This window comes from Streptomyces sp. NBC_00224, from assembly GCF_041435195.1.
GTDB lineage: Bacteria > Actinomycetota > Actinomycetes > Streptomycetales > Streptomycetaceae > Streptomyces.
This window is the reverse complement of sequence record NZ_CP108106.1, coordinates 6,011,261-6,025,689: the sequence shown is the minus strand read 5'-3', so window position 1 is coordinate 6,025,689 and position 14,429 is coordinate 6,011,261. Positions and strand designations below refer to the sequence as shown.

The following is a 14,429-nucleotide window of genomic DNA, read 5'->3' as shown; positions in this document are numbered from 1 at the left end:
GTCAGTGGAGGCCCGTGCGGACCAGGTCGACCAGCTCGTCCTCCGTCAGGCCCAACCGCCTCGCCTCCTCCACCAGTTCGCGTACCCGCACAAGCAGTCCGGCCCGGGCGCGGGACGAGGTCGCCTCGACCACCACCGCGCCCCGGCCCCGCCGCAGTTCGATCAAGCCCTCCTCGCGCAGGCGCTGGTAGCCGCGCAGGACCGTGTGGACGTTGACGCCCAGCGAGTCGGCAAGGACGCGGGCGGCGGGCAGGCGCTCGCCCGGCTCCACCTTGCCCTCGGCGATGGCGCGGCGCACCGACGCGGCGATCTGGTCGCCCAGCGCCACCGCGGACGCCGGGTCCACCCGGAACAGCATCAGCGCACCGCCGCCCGCTCGGCCAGTGTGTTGAGCAGGGCCGCGGCGGTCGCGGAGTCGGCCACCGTCACGGCGAACTCCCGCCCGCCCGCGCGCCGCACCACGATCGCCTCGCCCGAGCGCAGGATCAGGCCCGAGCGCCCGGGGCGCACCCGGTAGCCCCAACCGCCGTACTCCGAGAGCGCCTTCACCTCTCGGCTGACCGCCCGGTCCACGTCCGCCAGCGGTATCCGCACCCGGGGCCAGGGCAGCACCGTCGGGCGGGTGGTCAGTCCGTGCCGGTCGACCGTCACGTACGGGCAGGAGCAGGCGAGGATGAGCAGCCCGCACGCCAGCGGCGCGGCGGCGCGCCCCCAGCCGTACACGTATGTCAGCGCACCGCCGACGACGAGCAGCGCCACGCCGACCGCGCACAGCGTCCGCGACGGGGCGCGTCTGGCCCAGCCCGCCACCTCGCCCTCCGCGAGGTCGAGCCGCTCGACCGCGCCGGGGCCGGGGGGCGGCACGACCTCGGGGAGGGCGAGGAGTCGCAGCAGCTGCGCCCCGGCCGCCCCGGCGAGCGCGGCCACCGCGAGGCCCGCCGCGAGCTGCCACAGCGGCAGCCGGACCTCGCTGCCGTCGGCGGCGTCGAGGTTCGCGTACAGCGCGGCCGCCATCAGATAGCCGGTCAGGCCCGCGGTCGCGTACCCGGCGCCGATCAGCCGGCGCGCCCCGCGCGGCGCGAAGTCGGCGGTGGCCGCGAGGACCGCCCAGACGGCGGCGAGCCCGCCCGCGAGGCCGATGTTCACCACCACGTACGCGCCCCGGTCCGCATAGCCGTCGGCGGTGCCGCCGCCGCTGAAGTGGGTGGCCAGGCGCGTCGGCAGCCGGTCGCGCAGGGCGGCGAAGAGGAGCAGGTCGACGGCGAGCGCCAGCAGGAACGGCAGCACGGCGACGGCCACCAGGCGGTACCGGGCACGGTTCATCGAAACCTTCATTGTTCGCACAGTAGTAGAACAATGAGGCCGAGAGACTCCAACTTCCGTTCCTTGACGTCTTTCTGACGGAAACACGAAAAAGAAGGCGGCCGCCCGTACCTGGTCTCGGTACGGACGGCCGCGCCCGGGTCAGATGCTTTCGAGGACGGACGGCTGGAGGTGTGCCCCGTACGGGAGTTGGCGGCGGATGTCGTCGAGGACCGACCCGAAGTCGACCTCGGCGCGCCCCGACGCGTACACCGCTCCCCCCAGGTGCAGTGCGAGCCCCAGATCGGGCTCGGGCGGCTTGAGGGAGAGCAGGCAGCTCAGGGTGGCGTGGTGGACCGCGCCGTCGTCGGAGGCGACCGGTACCGGCATGTCCCATTCCAGGACGAAGTCGCGCAGGGTGCCGCCGTCGAGCGCGAACGAGCCCTCCGGCGGTATGCCGGGCACCGGGCCGAGCGAGTCGAACCCGGCCCCGGCGAAGTCGACCCCCCTGATACGGGTGTGCAGTTGGGTCCCGTCGGCGGTGATCGTCAGCGCTTCGGATCCATGGCGGTCTCGGTACCAGCCCGCCCAGGACTGTGTGGTCATGGGCGGGAGATTAGCGGCGCAACCTGCCGTTCGTCACAGGGCGTGACCGAAATGGGAGTTAGCGCTTCCTTGTGTAAGTGGTCACGACTGTACCGTTTTCGAAGGAACGGCTGTCCGTCGGCACGAAGGAGCGGGGGGCGAACTCCGCCCGGAACAAGGGGATTCCGGAGCCCGCGACGACCGGATAGCTCTTGATCACGAGCTCGTCGATCTCGTCGACGAGCTGCCCGGCGAGGTCGGCACCGCCGCACAGATAGATGTCGGCGCCCTCCTCCTGCTTGAGCGCACGGACGAACGGCACCGGGTCGCCGCTGACGACCTCGACGGCCGGGTCCGGGGACTCGCCGAGGCTGCGCGAGAAGACGATCTGGCGCAGATGCGCGTAGGGGCTGGCGAAGCCCTCCTTGAGGCCGGGTTCGTACGTCCCCCGGCCCATCAGCACCGTGTCGTACCGCCGGTTGGGCGCCTCGTCGACGCCCAGGGCCCGGCGGGCGGGGGTCGGCAGGGCCTCGGGGAAGTCGGTGCCCATGAAGCCGAAGAGCTCGTCACTCAGGGGATAGAAGTCGTACGACCCGTCCGGGGCGGCGATGAAGCCGTCGATGGTGAGGGCGATGTAGTACGAAAGCTTGCGCAAGCTGGCCTCTTTGACTCGGGGGGTGGTCGGTCGATCAACCACTTCACGTAAAGTACTTCGTGTGTAGTGGTTGCGCAAGGCCCTTTCGGCAGCGGATGTGAGGAGCTCGAAGACATGGTCAGGAACCCGGAACGCAGAACCGCTCTCGTGGACGCGGCGATCGAGGTGCTGGCGCGCGAGGGAGCGCGCGGGCTGACCTTTCGCGCCGTCGACGCCGAGGCCAAGGTGCCGCCCGGCACCGCCTCCAACTACTTCACCAGCAGGGACGACCTGTTCACCCAGGCCGGGCGGCACATCCACGTACGGATGACACCGGATCCGGCCGAGGTGAGCGAGGCGATGCGGCCCGAGCCGTCGCGGGAGCTGGTCGCCTCGCTGATGCACTGGCTGCTGCGGCGGATCGTCAAGGAGCGCACCAGCTATCTCGCGATGCTGGAGCTCCGCCTTGAGGCCACTCGCAGGCCGGAGCTCCGGGAGGCGCTGACCGGGGCCATCCACGCCGACCTGGACGCGAACATCGCGTTCCATCTGGACGCCGGGCTGCCGGGCGACGCGGACACGGTACGGCTGCTCTACTTCGCCATGACCGGTCTGCTGATCGACACCCTCACCCTGCCGGACGTACTGGGTCCGGACCAGACGGACCGCCTGGTGGAGATGATCGTGGCCAGGGTGGTGGCCCCTTGAGGGGCGCGGGGAACTGCGCGACCAGCCACAGGCGGTCCGCAGCCGAACACGAAGGCCGAATGAACTGTCCTGCCGAGCGCTCAAGCTCCCGGCTCGCGCCACATCGGGTACATCAGCGGCCCGTCCGGCAGCCGCAGCGGCTCACCGAGGTGCGCGAAGCCGAGCCGCTCGTACAGCCGCGAGCTGCGTGCGCTGCTCGCCTCCAGATAGGCGGGCAGGCCCTCCCGGTCGCACCGCTCCAGGACGGGCGCGATCAGCGCTTCCCCCGCCCCCTGGCCCTGGCGGTCCGGGGCGACCGCGATCAGCAGCAGATACGCGTGCGCCCGGCCGTGCGGATGGACGGACCCGGTGAGCCGTCCGATCAGCTCGACGCGCTCGTTCTCCGGGTCGACGGCGGCCCGCAGCTGCGCCGGGCCGTCCTCCTCCCCGTCCTCGCCGCCCTCCTCCGGCTCGGCCGGGACGTCGATCCACAGCGCCGTCGCCGTGCCGTCCTCGGCGAGGTCGGCGTGGCCCTCGGCGAGCGAGATCTCCAGGAAGGCGCGCATGAGGTGGCGGTGCACCTCACGGCGGTGCGCCGGGTCCGGGAAGACCCAACTGCTCACCGGGTCGTTCTGGAACGCCTGGTCGAGGAGGCGCACCGCCGTCTCCACGGCCTTCTCGTCGTCCCGCTCGACCCGCCGTATGCCCGTGCCCGGTCCCTGACCCATGTCGGCCGCCCTTGTCGCGTTCCGTTCATCCTCAACTGATCGGAACGATCCTAGAGTTGGCTCTCCCCGAGTCAGGGCACGAGGGCCCCGGAGGCAGCCCCGGGGCTCCTCGGCCCGTCCCCCCCTCGGGCGGACCCCCCTCGGGCCCCGTCAGCGGGAGCGCCGGGTCACGAACTCCGCCAGGGCCAGCAGGTCGCCCGCCGCCGCGAGGTCCGGGACCGCCCGGGACAGCTGGTCCACCGCCCGGGCCATCCGGTCGGCCGCGTGGATCTGCGCCCAGTCGCGGCCGCCCGCCCGGTCCACCGCCCCCGCCGCCCTCCGCACCGCGGCCGCCCCCATCGGGCCCCGGTACAGCTCGGCGAGTTCGGCCGCCGCCGGGGTGCCCGATGTCAGGGCGGCCACCACCGGCAGCGACTTCTTGTGCGAGGCGAGATCGGCGCCGGCGGGTTTGCCGGTACGGCCGGGGTCGCCCCAGATGCCGATCAGATCGTCGATGAGCTGGAAGGCGAGCCCGGCCTCGCGGCCGAACGCGTCGAGCGCGGCCACCTCCTCGGGCCCCGCCCCCGCGTACAGCGCCCCCAGCGAGCAGGCGCACCCGAGCAGCGCCCCGGTCTTGGCCATCGCCATGTCCAGGCACTCGTCCAGGGACACCTCCTGGGGGCCGCGCTGCTCGAAGGCGCAGTCGGCCTGCTGCCCGGCACAGAGCTCGATCACACAGGCGGCGAGCCGGGCCGAGGCGGCCGGGGCCGCCGGGTGGCCGTCCTCGGCGAGCAGCCGCAGTGCCAGCGCCAGCATCGCGTCCCCGACGATGATCGCGTCGGGGGTGCCGAACACGGTCCAGGCGGTGGGCCGGTGGCGCCGGGTGGCGTCCTCGTCGATCACGTCGTCGTGCAGCAGCGTGAAGTTGTGGACGAGCTCCACGGCGGCCGCCGCCCGCAGCGCGTCCTCGGGGTCGCCGCCGAGCGCCCCGGTGGCCGCGAGCACGAGCGCGGGCCGGATCGCCTTGCCCGCCTGCCCGGCGGCCGGCGTGCCGTCCGCGTGCTCCCATCCGAAGTGGTACATCGCCACCCGCCGTATCGAGCCGGGCAGCGACTCCACGGTGTCCCGCAGCCGTGGATTGACCACCACCCGGGTCCGCTCCAGCAGGTCCACGGCCTCGCGCCCCTCGACGGCTTCCCCCATGACCAACTCGACATTCCTCTCGCCGTGTTCGATACGTGGTGTTCCTACGCCGTGGCCGGTACGCGCGTTCACGCGCCGCGTGCGGTACGCGGTCTCCGGGCGGACGGCCGGCGGACCTCCCGTGCCGCCGGCCGCCCGCGCGGGGTCCTGCGGATCAGCGCCAGCGGCTCACTTCCACGTTCTCCAGGACGCCGAGGGCGTCCGGCACCAGGATCGCGGCCGAGTAGTAGGCGGTGACGAGGTACGAGATGATCGCCTGCTCGTCGATGCCCATGAACCGCACCGACAGGCTCGGCTCGATCTCGTCCGGGATGCCGCTCTGCTGGAGCCCGATGACTCCCTGCTCGGCCTCGCCGGTACGCATGCAGATGATCGAGGTCGTACGGGCGTCGCTGACCGGGATCTTGTTGCACGGGAAGATCGGCACACCGCGCCAGGTCGGGATGCGGTTGCCGCTGATCTCCACGCTCTCCGGGACCAGGCCGCGCTTGTTGCACTCGCGCCCGAACGCGGCGATGGCGCGCGGGTGGGCGAGGAACAACTTGTTGCCGCGCCGCCGGGAGAGGAGCTCGTCCATGTCGTCGGGGCCGGGCACGCCGTCGTGCGGCTGGAGCCGCTGCCCGTAGTCGCAGTTGCTGAGCAGGCCGAACTCACGGTTGTTGATGAGTTCGTCCTCCTGGCGCTCGCGCAGCGCCTCCACGGTGAGCCGCAACTGCTGCTCGGTCTGGTTCATCGGCTGGTTGTAGAGGTCCGCGACCCTGCTGTGGACCTTCAGGACCGTCTGCGCGACGGACAGTTCGTACTCACGGGGCGCGCCCTCGTAGTCCACGTACGTGTGCGGGATGACCGGCTCGCCGACGTGGCCGGACGCCAGGTCGATCGCCGCCTCGCCGTACTTGTTGGTGTGCTGGCGGGGCACGAGCGCGAGCGCCGCGAGGTGCTCGCCGAGCGAGCTCGCCCGCTCCGCGAGGTTGAGCACGTCCGACCGGCTCAGCGCCAGGACCGTACACGCCGTGGCGGCGCGGGCCGTGGCGTCCCAGGTCGCCTCGCCGGAGATCAGGGCCTGCTCGCCCAGGTGCGCCCCGTCCGCCAGGACCCCGAGCACCGCCTCGTCCCCGTACGGCCCCGTGCCGATCTGCTCCACGCGGCCGTGGGCCAGCAGGTAGACGGTGTCCACCGGGTCGCCCTCGGTGGCCAGGACCTCCCCGGCGGCGAAGTCGCGCTGCACGCACCGGTTCGCCAGCTCGGACAGCACGGACTCGTCCTCGAACCCGCGCAGCGCGGGCAGTTCGCCCAGCTCGGCCGGGATGACGGCCACCCGTTCGCCGGTCTGCACAAAGGTGATCTTCCCGTCACCCACCGAGTAGCTCAGTCGCCGGTTGACCCGGTACGTACCGCCCTGGACCTGCACCCATGGCAGCATCCGCAGCAGCCACCGGGAGGTGATCTCCTGCATCTGTGGGGCGGACTTGGTGGTGGTCGCCAGATTCCGCGCGGCTGCGGTACCAAGACTCTGCTGCGCGCGGTTCTCGGGCCCTGCCTCGACCGACATGTGTTTCCCTCTCGATCTTCCGATCATGAGCTGACCTGCGCGAGAAGCCTTCCAGCACGGACCGTGCGGGCGCCATTACACAAATGAGTGGGACTAGAACGGTGTTCGGCGGGGCAGGTTGCGCTCTCCCGGCGGGGCACCCCCGCGGTTCCGGCCACAAATTTGCACGGCATATGCAAGTTATCTACGCTGCTGCCATGCGGCTGACGAGATTCACGGACCTGGCGCTTCGCGTATTGATGCGGCTGGCCGTCGCCGACGAGGGCGACCGGGAGACCCCGCCCACCACCCGCGAGGTGGCCGAGACCATGCGGGTGCCCTATACGCACACCGCGAAGGTGGTCGCCAGGCTCCAGCACCTCGGCCTGATCGAGGCACGGCGCGGCCGCGGCGGCGGGCTCGCACTCACCCCGGCGGGCCGCCGGGCGTCGGTCGGCGGCCTGGTCCGCGAACTGGAGGGACCCGGGGACGTGGTCGAGTGCGAGGGGGCCGTCCCGTGCCCGCTCAACTCGGCGTGCCGGCTGCGCGGGGCGCTGCGCCGCGCCCAGGAGGCGTTCTGCGCCTCCCTGGACCCGATCACCGTCGCCGACCTCGTCACCTCGCCCACCGGCCCGCTGCTCATCGGGCTCACGGGCGGGCGCCGGACGGACGACTGAGGCACCGTCGCCCCGCCCCCGGGTCCCGTCCCGGGTCCCGTCCCGGGTCCCGTCCCGGGTCCCGTCCCGGGTCCCGCTCCACAGCAAAAATACGAGTATTAGATTCCAATTAAAGAGGAGTCCCCTTGCTGTCCGAGAAGTCGGCCGCGACCGTACGCGCCACCCTGCCCGCCGTCGGCGCGGCCCTCCCCGCCATCACCGAGCGGTTCTACGCACGGCTGTTCGCGGCCCATCCCGAGCTGCTCCGCGACCTGTTCAACCGGGGCAACCAGGCCGCCGGAGTCCAGCGGCAGGCGCTCGCCGGATCCATCGCGGCCTTCGCGGTCCACCTCCTGGACCACCCGGACGAGCGCCCCGACGTGATGCTGGGCCGCATCGCCCACAAGCACGCCTCGCTGGGCATCACGGCCGAGCAGTACGACGTGGTCCACGAGCACCTCTTCGCCGCCATCGCCGAGGTGCTCGGCGAGGCCGTGACGCCCGAGGTCGCCGCCGCCTGGGACGAGGTGTACTGGCTGATGGCGAACGCCCTGATCGCCATCGAGGCCCGGCTCTACGCCGCGCGGGGCGTGGCCGCCGGGGACGTGTGGCGCGAGTGGGCCGTCGAGGGCCGCGTCGAGGAGACGGCCGACGTGGCCACGTTCCTGCTGCGCCCCGCCGACGGCACGCCGGCGCCCGGCTTCCGCCCCGGCCAGTACGTCTCCGTCCAGGTCGAACTCCCCGACGGCGCCCGCCAGATACGCCAGTACAGCCTCAGCTCCGCCCCCGGCTCCGCCACCCGCTCGATCACGGTCAAGCGGGTCCGGGGCGAGGACCGGGCCCCGGACGGAGAGGTCTCCCGCCACCTGCACGCGCGCGTGCAGGTGGGCGACCGGCTGCGCGTCTCGGCCCCGTACGGCGATCTCGTCCTCGACGACGGCGGGGCGCCGCTGCTGCTCGCCTCGGCGGGGATCGGCTGCACCCCGATGCTGTCGATGCTGGAGCACCTGGCCGACGCCGGTCACCGCGCCCCGGTGACCGTGGTGCACGGCGACCGCTCCCCCGCCGACCACGCCCTGCGCGAGGACCACGCGGCGCTGACGGCCAAACTCCCGAACTCCGCGGCGCACTTCTGGTACGAGCGGCCCGGATCCGACCACCCCGCCGACCGTACGGGCCTGGTGGACCTCTCCTCGGTCGCGGTGCCGTCCGGCACGCGCGCGTACCTGTGCGGTCCGCTGCCCTTCATGCGGGCGGTGCGCACCCAGCTCCTCGACAAAGGGGTCGCGGCCGCCGACATCCACTACGAAGTGTTCGGCCCCGACCTCTGGCTCGCACACAACTGACCGTAATCGGGCGATCTGTCCGGATCGACTCGCACGCCGTCCGAACAGATCGCCCCGGTACGGAAGTTCCGGTACAAGCGGTACGGGATATTCCGCCCGAACCGCACCAGGTACCGCAATCCGGGGTACCGCTCACCGAAGGAGTCGACCATGGCCCCACCCATGTCGGCTGACCAGTTCCTCTCCGCCCTGCGCGCCGAAGGCCTCCGGGTCGTCGAGGTCGACGGCTGGCGCACCCACAACCGGGCCGGGCACGGCGCCTGGGGGCCGCTCAACGGCGTGATGATCCACCACACCGTCACCCAGGGATCCGCCGCCACCGTTCGCATCTGCTACGACGGCTACGACAGTCTGCCCGGCCCGCTCTGCCACGGCGTGATCACCAAGGACGGCACGGTCCACCTGGTCGGCAACGGCCGCGCCAACCACGCCGGCGCGGGTGACGGCGACGTGCTGCGCGCGGTGATCGCCGAGAAACGCACGCCGGCCTGCGACCAGGCCGACACCGACGGCAACGCGCGCTTCTACGGATTCGAGTGCGAGAACCTCGGCGACGGCGAAGACCCCTGGCCGGAGGCCCAGCTCCAGGCGATCGAGAAGGCCGCGGCGGCCGTCTGCCGCCACTACGGCTGGAGCGAGCGGTCGGTGATCGGCCACAAGGAGTGGCAGCCCGGCAAGGTCGACCCGCGCGGCTTCGGCATGGACTGGCTGCGCGAGCGGGTCCAGGAGCGCCTGAAGTGAGGGCGCCGGTCACAATGGGCAGATGACCGAAGAAGCGCTCGACCTCACCGCCGCCTTGCAGCCGCGCATCCCTTCGCCTCTGCAACCGGTCGAGGACGAGCGCTTCACCCGCCACGGCGTCCGTCTGCTGCTCAAGCGCGACGATCTCATCCACCCGGCCCTGCCCGGCAACAAGTGGCGCAAGCTCGCCCTGAACCTGCGCGAGGCGGCCGGGCGGCCGGTGCTGACCTTCGGCGGCGCCTACTCCAACCATCTGCGCGCCACCGCCGCCGCGGGCCGCCTCCTCGGCTTCCCCACCGTCGGCGTGGTCCGGGGCGACGAGCTCGCCGACCGGCCCCTCAACCCGTCGCTCGCCCGGTGCGCTGCGGATGGCATGCGGCTGCACTTCGTGGACCGCGCGACCTATCGGCGCAAGGCCGAGCCGGAGGTGCTGGCCGCGCTGCGCGAGCGGTTCGGCCGGGCCGCGTACGTCGTCCCGGAGGGCGGCAGCAACTCCCTCGCCGTGCGCGGGTGCACGGACCTCGGGCGCGAACTGCACGGCCTCGCCGACATGGTGGCGGTGGCCTGCGGCACCGGCGGCACCCTCGCCGGCCTCGCCGCCGGGCTCGCCCCGGGGCAGCGGGCCCTCGGGTTCCCGGTGCTGCGGGGCGGGTTCCTCGCGCGCGAGATACGGGAGTTGCAGCACGAGACCTTCGGGGCGGCCGGGGACAACTGGTCGCTGGACGAGCGCTTCCACTGCGGCGGATACGCCCGTACGACCCCCGAACTCGACGCCTTCGCGGACGACTTCGAGTCCCGCCACCGGCTGCCCGTGGAACGTCTCTATGTCGCCAAAATGCTGTACGGACTGCTGACCCTCACCGAGGAGGGCGCGTTCCCCGAGGGGGCGGCGGTCGCGGCCGTCGTCACCGGGCAGCCGCTCTAGGGCCTGTCCTCACGACTCGCTCTCCCGGTACGCCGCCGCCTCCTCCAGGTCGAGCCTGCGCAGCAGCGTCCGCAGCATCTCGTCGTCGATCCGGCGTGCGTCCCGCAGCTGTACGAACACCTCGCGCTCGGCGCCGATCATCTCCCGCGACAGCCTGCGGTAAGTGGTGTCGGCCGACTCGCCGGTCACCGCGTTCACCCCGCCGAGCCGCTCCCACACGGAGTTGCGGCGCCGCTCCAGGACCGTGCGGAGCCGGTCGGCCAGTGGCGGCGGCAGCGCGTTGGCCTCGTCCGCCAGAAGCTCGTCCAGACGGCGTTCGGCGGCCAGCGAGGCCTCGTTCTGGGCCTGCGCCTCGGCCAGCGTCTCGGCCCGCGCGTCCCGCCCGGGCAGCTTGAGCGCCCGGATCAGCGGCGGCAGCGTCAGCCCCTGCACCACCAGGGTGGCGATGACCGTGGTGAAGGTCAGGAAGAGCACCAGGTTCCGGGCCGGGAAGGGGCTGCCGTCGTGCATGGTCAGCGGGATCGAGAAGGCGATGGCGAGCGAGACCACCCCGCGCATCCCCGCCCACCCCACGATCACCGGCGCCGTCCAGTCGGTGTCCGGCTCGCGCGTGCGGATCCGCTCCGAGAGCGCCCTCGGCAGATAGGTCGCGGGGAAGACCCAGACGAACCGCATCGCGACGACCGCGGCGAAGACCCCGGTCGCGTACAGCACCGCCTCCGCCACCCGGTACTCGCCGAGCCCCTTGAGGACCACCGGCAGCTGGAGCCCGATCAGCGCGAACACCGACGACTCCAGGACGAAGGCGACCATCTTCCAGACCGCCGCCTCCTGGAGCCGGGTCGCGAAGTCCACCTGCCAGGAGCGGTGGCCCAGATGCAGCGCGACGACCACCACCGCGAGCACCCCGGACGCCCCCACCTGCTCGGCCGCCGCGTACGCCACGAACGGGATGAGCAGCGAGAGGGTGTTCTGGAGCAGCGCCTCCGTCAGATGCGTGCGCAGCCACTGGATCGGCACCATCAGGACGAGCCCGACCCCGATCCCGCCGACGGAGGCGAGGGCGAACTCCCCGGCCCCGCCCGCCCAGGTGGCCCCCTCCCCGACCGCGGCCGCCAGCGCCACCTTGTACGCGGTGATCGCGGTCGCGTCGTTCACCAGCGACTCGCCCTGGAGGATCGTGGTGATCCGGCTCGGCAGTCCGAGGCGGCGGGCGATGGCGGTGGCCGCGACCGCGTCCGGCGGCGCGACCACCGCGCCGAGCACCAGCGCGGCGGTGAGCGGCAGATCGGGCACCACGAGATAGGCGAGCCAGCCCACGGCCACGGTCGCGAACAGAACGTAACCGACCGAGAGCAGCGCGACGGGCCGCAGATTGGCCCGCAGATCGAGGTACGAGCTGTCGACGGCGGCCGTGTACAGCAGCGGCGGCAGCAACAGGGGCAGCACGATGTGCGGGTCGAGCGTGTAGTCCGGGACGCCCGGCACATAGGCGGCGGCGAGGCCCGCCGCGACCAGGAGCAGCGGGGCCGGGACCGGGGTGCGGCGGGCGGCACCGGCCACCACCGCGCTCGCCGCGACCAGTGCCACCAGCGGCAACGCGTCCATCCCAGCCACCTCACACCCGGACCGTCGTAACCTGGCAATCATGAGCGAGTGCCCGCACGTTGCCGATCTGCCGCGCCCCGAGCCCGCGCCGCTGACGGAGACCTGCCCGCAGTGCCTGGCCGCCGGGACCCATTACGTACAGCTACGGCAGTGCCTGGTCTGCGGCTATGTGGGCTGCTGCGACTCCTCGCCGATGCGGCACGCGACCGCCCACCACCAGGAGACCGGGCACCCGGTGATGCGCACCCTGGAGGCGGGCGAGGACTGGCGCTGGTGCTTTGTGGACAACGTACTGGTGTGACGCGGGAGGTCGGGAGGATCCGGACGGTTCGACGGTCTCCGGCCTGGGTACGTCAACCCGACGTCGGTTCACAGCAATTGGGCACCGCACACCTCTAGCCACTGTCCGTGCTCATATGCTTACCATGAGTGACAGCTGCCGGGAGGGGTCCCGGCGACACGGCACCATGGATCGCGATAGCGTCGCCCTCCCGAGCACCACGATCGCGTGGACGACGGACGATCACCGCATTACGTACCGCATGGCCCCGGAGGCGTCCCCTCCGCCGGGGCCCGAGAGAGCTTGTGCCACCTTGGAGGTGAGGGTGTCCCAGATCGCAGGCGAGCCCGGGAATCAGGACTTCGTGGAAGTCCGGCTGCCGGCCGCGGGTGCCTACCTGTCAGTGCTGCGTACGGCCACGGCCGGTCTCGCGGCACGTTTGGACTTCACTCTCGACGAGATCGAGGATCTGCGCATCGCGGTCGACGAGGCCTGCGCGATCCTGCTTCAGCAGGCCGTTCCCGGCTCCGTACTGAGCTGCGTCTTCCGTCTCGTCGACGACTCCCTGGAGGTCACGGTCTCGGCCCCGACCACGGACGGCCGGGCGCCCGAGCGCGACACCTTCGCCTGGACGGTGCTCTCCGCGCTCGCCGGCAAGGTCGACTCCACCGTCGCCGACGACCGTACGGTCTCCATCAGCCTGTACAAACAGCGCGGCGCGGGACCCGGACCGGCGTGAGCGGGGACGGTCCGGTGCGGGACGACAGGCGCATCCCCGAGACGCACCCGGAGGTGCCGCGCTCCGTCGGTATTCCGGAGCAGCAGGCCCGGCCGCACCCGGTGGACGGACTTGACGGCCTAGAGGCCGTGGCGGAGCAGACGCGGCAGGCAGAGCGGGCGGCCCACATGAGCGAGCACATCGAGCACACGCAGCAGCACCATCCGCAGGACCGCAGCGGGGCGCGGGCGATGTTCATCGAGCTGCGCAAACTTCCGGACGGCTCGCCGGAGAAGGCCGAGCTGCGCAACAAGCTGGTCCGGATGCACCTGCCGCTGGTGGAGCATCTGGCCCGGCGGTTCCGCAACCGCGGCGAGCCGCTGGACGACCTGACCCAGGTCGCCACCATCGGCCTGATCAAGTCGGTGGACCGGTTCGACCCGGAGCGCGGCGTCGAGTTCTCGACGTACGCGACCCCGACGGTCGTCGGCGAGATCAAGCGGCACTTCCGCGACAAGGGCTGGGCGGTCCGGGTGCCGCGCCGCCTCCAGGAGCTGCGCCTGGCCCTCACCACGGCCACGGCGGAGCTCTCCCAGCAGCACGGCCGCTCGCCGACGGTGCACGAGCTGGCGGAGCGCCTGGGCATCTCCGAGGAGGAGGTCCTGGAGGGCCTGGAGTCGGCGAACGCGTACTCCACGCTGTCGCTGGACGTCCCGGACACCGACGACGAGTCCCCGGCGGTCGCCGACACCCTCGGCGCGGAGGACGAGGCGCTGGAGGGCGTCGAGTACCGGGAGTCGCTCAAGCCGCTCCTGGAGGACCTGCCGCCGCGCGAGAAGCGGATCCTGCTGCTGCGCTTCTTCGGGAACATGACCCAGTCGCAGATCGCGCAGGAGGTCGGCATCTCCCAGATGCACGTCTCCCGTCTGCTGGCCAGGACCCTGGCCCAGCTGCGGGAGAAGCTGCTGGTGGAGGAGTAGGACGCGCCACATGCTCCGAGGGCGGGCGCCCGGGCCACAAGCCCACGGGCGCCGGGTGCCCCGCCGGACTACGGCGTACGCGTCCCGCGGGCACCGTGTACGTCGAGCGCCTCCGCGGTGGCCGGGTTGACCAGCAGGACCAGGCCGGTCACCGCGACCACGGCCGTGGCGATGCCCACCGGCATCGCCGGCCCGTCCGCGTGCAGGAACATCCAGGCGACCGGCAGCGCCAGGATCTGGGTGATCAGCGCGGGCCCCCGGCTCCAGCGGCGCCGCAGCAGCAGGCCGCGCGCCGCGACCAGCGGGATGATGCCGAGGACGATCAGCGTCACGCCGCCCGTCTCGGCCTGCCGCGGCTGGTCGGGCTTGCCCATCAGGCCCATCACGAGCATGAAGAGGCCGCCGCCGACCAGGGCGAGGCCCTCGATCGCGGCGATCGCGGCGGCCTGGGTCAGCCGGACGGGGCGCGGCCCCTCAAGGGTGCCGGCGCCGCTCTCGCTGTCAGGGTGCTGCTCAGTACTCACCC

General features: G+C 72.3%; 17 protein-coding genes. 8 read left to right on the top strand and 9 right to left on the bottom strand.

Features of this window, described 5'->3' with window-relative positions:
- Position 1: 1 nt before the first annotated feature.
- The 4 genes from OG965_RS27015 to OG965_RS27000 all read right to left on the bottom strand — a co-directional run bounded on the left by OG965_RS27015 (position 2) and on the right by OG965_RS27000 (position 2,542).
- A complete protein-coding gene (locus tag OG965_RS27015; protein WP_371654639.1) occupies positions 2 to 358 on the bottom strand; it encodes a GntR family transcriptional regulator in 357 nt (118 codons plus the stop codon).
- Positions 358 to 1,323 (bottom strand): DUF1648 domain-containing protein, encoded by a 966-nt coding sequence (locus OG965_RS27010; protein WP_371654638.1) that lies wholly within the window; start codon positions 1,321 to 1,323, stop codon positions 358 to 360. The genes OG965_RS27015 and OG965_RS27010 overlap by 1 nt, the downstream gene beginning before the upstream one ends.
- A 141-nt stretch (positions 1,324 to 1,464) precedes the next feature.
- On the bottom strand, positions 1,465 to 1,908 hold the full coding sequence (locus OG965_RS27005; protein WP_371654637.1) for a DUF6304 family protein: 444 nt from the start codon (positions 1,906 to 1,908) through the stop codon (positions 1,465 to 1,467).
- 58 nt (positions 1,909 to 1,966) lie between these two features.
- Positions 1,967 to 2,542: a dihydrofolate reductase family protein gene (locus OG965_RS27000; RefSeq protein ID WP_371654636.1), complete on the bottom strand. Its 576-nt coding sequence runs from the start codon at positions 2,540 to 2,542 to the stop codon at positions 1,967 to 1,969.
- Between the two features lie 114 nt (positions 2,543 to 2,656).
- Here OG965_RS27000 and OG965_RS26995 point away from each other — a divergent pair, with 114 nt between their 5' ends.
- On the top strand, positions 2,657 to 3,229 hold the full coding sequence (locus tag OG965_RS26995; protein WP_371654635.1) for a TetR/AcrR family transcriptional regulator: 573 nt from the start codon (positions 2,657 to 2,659) through the stop codon (positions 3,227 to 3,229).
- An 80-nt stretch (positions 3,230 to 3,309) separates the two neighbouring features.
- On the opposite strand, the gene OG965_RS26990 is transcribed toward OG965_RS26995, so the two are convergent.
- From OG965_RS26990 to OG965_RS26980, 3 genes are all read right to left on the bottom strand, one after another.
- Positions 3,310 to 3,936 (bottom strand): GNAT family N-acetyltransferase, encoded by a 627-nt coding sequence (locus OG965_RS26990; protein ID WP_371654634.1) that lies wholly within the window; start codon positions 3,934 to 3,936, stop codon positions 3,310 to 3,312.
- Positions 3,937 to 4,086: 150 nt separating this feature from the next.
- Positions 4,087 to 5,118 carry a family 2 encapsulin nanocompartment cargo protein polyprenyl transferase gene (locus tag OG965_RS26985; protein WP_371654633.1) on the bottom strand — a complete coding sequence of 344 codons (1,032 nt, stop codon included), beginning with the start codon at positions 5,116 to 5,118 and terminating at the stop codon, positions 4,087 to 4,089.
- 154 nt (positions 5,119 to 5,272) lie between these two features.
- Complete coding sequence (locus tag OG965_RS26980; protein ID WP_371654632.1) at positions 5,273 to 6,670, bottom strand: family 2B encapsulin nanocompartment shell protein; 1,398 nt, start codon at positions 6,668 to 6,670, stop codon at positions 5,273 to 5,275.
- 197 nt (positions 6,671 to 6,867) lie between these two features.
- On the opposite strand from OG965_RS26980, the gene OG965_RS26975 reads away from it, so the two are divergent.
- From OG965_RS26975 to OG965_RS26960, 4 genes are all read left to right on the top strand, one after another.
- Positions 6,868 to 7,326: an Rrf2 family transcriptional regulator gene (locus OG965_RS26975; RefSeq protein ID WP_371654631.1), complete on the top strand. Its 459-nt coding sequence runs from the start codon at positions 6,868 to 6,870 to the stop codon at positions 7,324 to 7,326.
- 125 nt (positions 7,327 to 7,451) lie between these two features.
- Positions 7,452 to 8,651: a globin domain-containing protein gene (locus OG965_RS26970; RefSeq protein WP_371654630.1), complete on the top strand. Its 1,200-nt coding sequence runs from the start codon at positions 7,452 to 7,454 to the stop codon at positions 8,649 to 8,651.
- A gap of 150 nt (positions 8,652 to 8,801) precedes the next feature.
- Entirely contained in the window at positions 8,802 to 9,392 is a 591-nt protein-coding gene (locus tag OG965_RS26965; protein ID WP_371654629.1) for an N-acetylmuramoyl-L-alanine amidase, read from the top strand.
- A 22-nt stretch (positions 9,393 to 9,414) separates the two neighbouring features.
- Positions 9,415 to 10,317, top strand: a complete 903-nt coding sequence (locus tag OG965_RS26960; RefSeq protein WP_371654628.1) for a 1-aminocyclopropane-1-carboxylate deaminase/D-cysteine desulfhydrase — start codon at positions 9,415 to 9,417, stop codon at positions 10,315 to 10,317.
- A gap of 9 nt (positions 10,318 to 10,326) precedes the next feature.
- Here OG965_RS26960 and OG965_RS26955 read toward each other — a convergent pair whose 3' ends face one another.
- Positions 10,327 to 11,925: a Na+/H+ antiporter gene (locus OG965_RS26955; RefSeq protein ID WP_371654627.1), complete on the bottom strand. Its 1,599-nt coding sequence runs from the start codon at positions 11,923 to 11,925 to the stop codon at positions 10,327 to 10,329.
- 40 nt (positions 11,926 to 11,965) lie between these two features.
- Between OG965_RS26955 and OG965_RS26950 the strand changes: the two genes are divergently transcribed.
- The 3 genes from OG965_RS26950 (at position 11,966) to OG965_RS26940 (ending at position 13,903) form a co-directional block, all read left to right on the top strand.
- Positions 11,966 to 12,226, top strand: a complete 261-nt coding sequence (locus tag OG965_RS26950; RefSeq protein WP_371654626.1) for a UBP-type zinc finger domain-containing protein — start codon at positions 11,966 to 11,968, stop codon at positions 12,224 to 12,226.
- A 304-nt stretch (positions 12,227 to 12,530) separates the two neighbouring features.
- The gene (locus tag OG965_RS26945; RefSeq protein WP_003966375.1) at positions 12,531 to 12,944 is read left to right on the top strand and encodes an anti-sigma regulatory factor; all 414 of its coding nucleotides are present in this window, start codon (positions 12,531 to 12,533) and stop codon (positions 12,942 to 12,944) included.
- Between the two features lie 14 nt (positions 12,945 to 12,958).
- A complete protein-coding gene (locus OG965_RS26940; protein WP_329401644.1) occupies positions 12,959 to 13,903 on the top strand; it encodes an RNA polymerase sigma factor SigF in 945 nt (314 codons plus the stop codon).
- A gap of 68 nt (positions 13,904 to 13,971) precedes the next feature.
- On the opposite strand, the gene OG965_RS26935 is transcribed toward OG965_RS26940, so the two are convergent.
- Positions 13,972 to 14,427, bottom strand: a complete 456-nt coding sequence (locus tag OG965_RS26935; protein ID WP_371654625.1) for a hypothetical protein — start codon at positions 14,425 to 14,427, stop codon at positions 13,972 to 13,974.
- Positions 14,428 to 14,429: the final 2 nt, after the last annotated feature.

Excerpts from the sequence above, each read along its gene's own strand:
- OG965_RS27015 (WP_371654639.1), bottom strand. The coding sequence starts at position 358 with ATGCTGTTCCGGGTGGACCCGGCGTCCGCGGTGGCGCTGGGCGACCAG.
- OG965_RS27010 (WP_371654638.1), bottom strand. The coding sequence starts at position 1,323 with ATGAACCGTGCCCGGTACCGCCTGGTGGCCGTCGCCGTGCTGCCGTTC.
- OG965_RS27005 (WP_371654637.1), bottom strand. The coding sequence starts at position 1,908 with ATGACCACACAGTCCTGGGCGGGCTGGTACCGAGACCGCCATGGATCC.
- OG965_RS26995 (WP_371654635.1), top strand. The coding sequence starts at position 2,657 with ATGGTCAGGAACCCGGAACGCAGAACCGCTCTCGTGGACGCGGCGATC.
- OG965_RS26990 (WP_371654634.1), bottom strand. The coding sequence starts at position 3,936 with ATGGGTCAGGGACCGGGCACGGGCATACGGCGGGTCGAGCGGGACGAC.
- OG965_RS26985 (WP_371654633.1), bottom strand. The coding sequence starts at position 5,118 with ATGGGGGAAGCCGTCGAGGGGCGCGAGGCCGTGGACCTGCTGGAGCGG.
- OG965_RS26980 (WP_371654632.1), bottom strand. The coding sequence starts at position 6,670 with ATGTCGGTCGAGGCAGGGCCCGAGAACCGCGCGCAGCAGAGTCTTGGT.
- OG965_RS26975 (WP_371654631.1), top strand. The coding sequence starts at position 6,868 with ATGCGGCTGACGAGATTCACGGACCTGGCGCTTCGCGTATTGATGCGG.
- OG965_RS26965 (WP_371654629.1), top strand. The coding sequence starts at position 8,802 with ATGGCCCCACCCATGTCGGCTGACCAGTTCCTCTCCGCCCTGCGCGCC.
- OG965_RS26960 (WP_371654628.1), top strand. The coding sequence starts at position 9,415 with ATGACCGAAGAAGCGCTCGACCTCACCGCCGCCTTGCAGCCGCGCATC.
- OG965_RS26955 (WP_371654627.1), bottom strand. The coding sequence starts at position 11,925 with ATGGACGCGTTGCCGCTGGTGGCACTGGTCGCGGCGAGCGCGGTGGTG.
- OG965_RS26950 (WP_371654626.1), top strand. The coding sequence starts at position 11,966 with ATGAGCGAGTGCCCGCACGTTGCCGATCTGCCGCGCCCCGAGCCCGCG.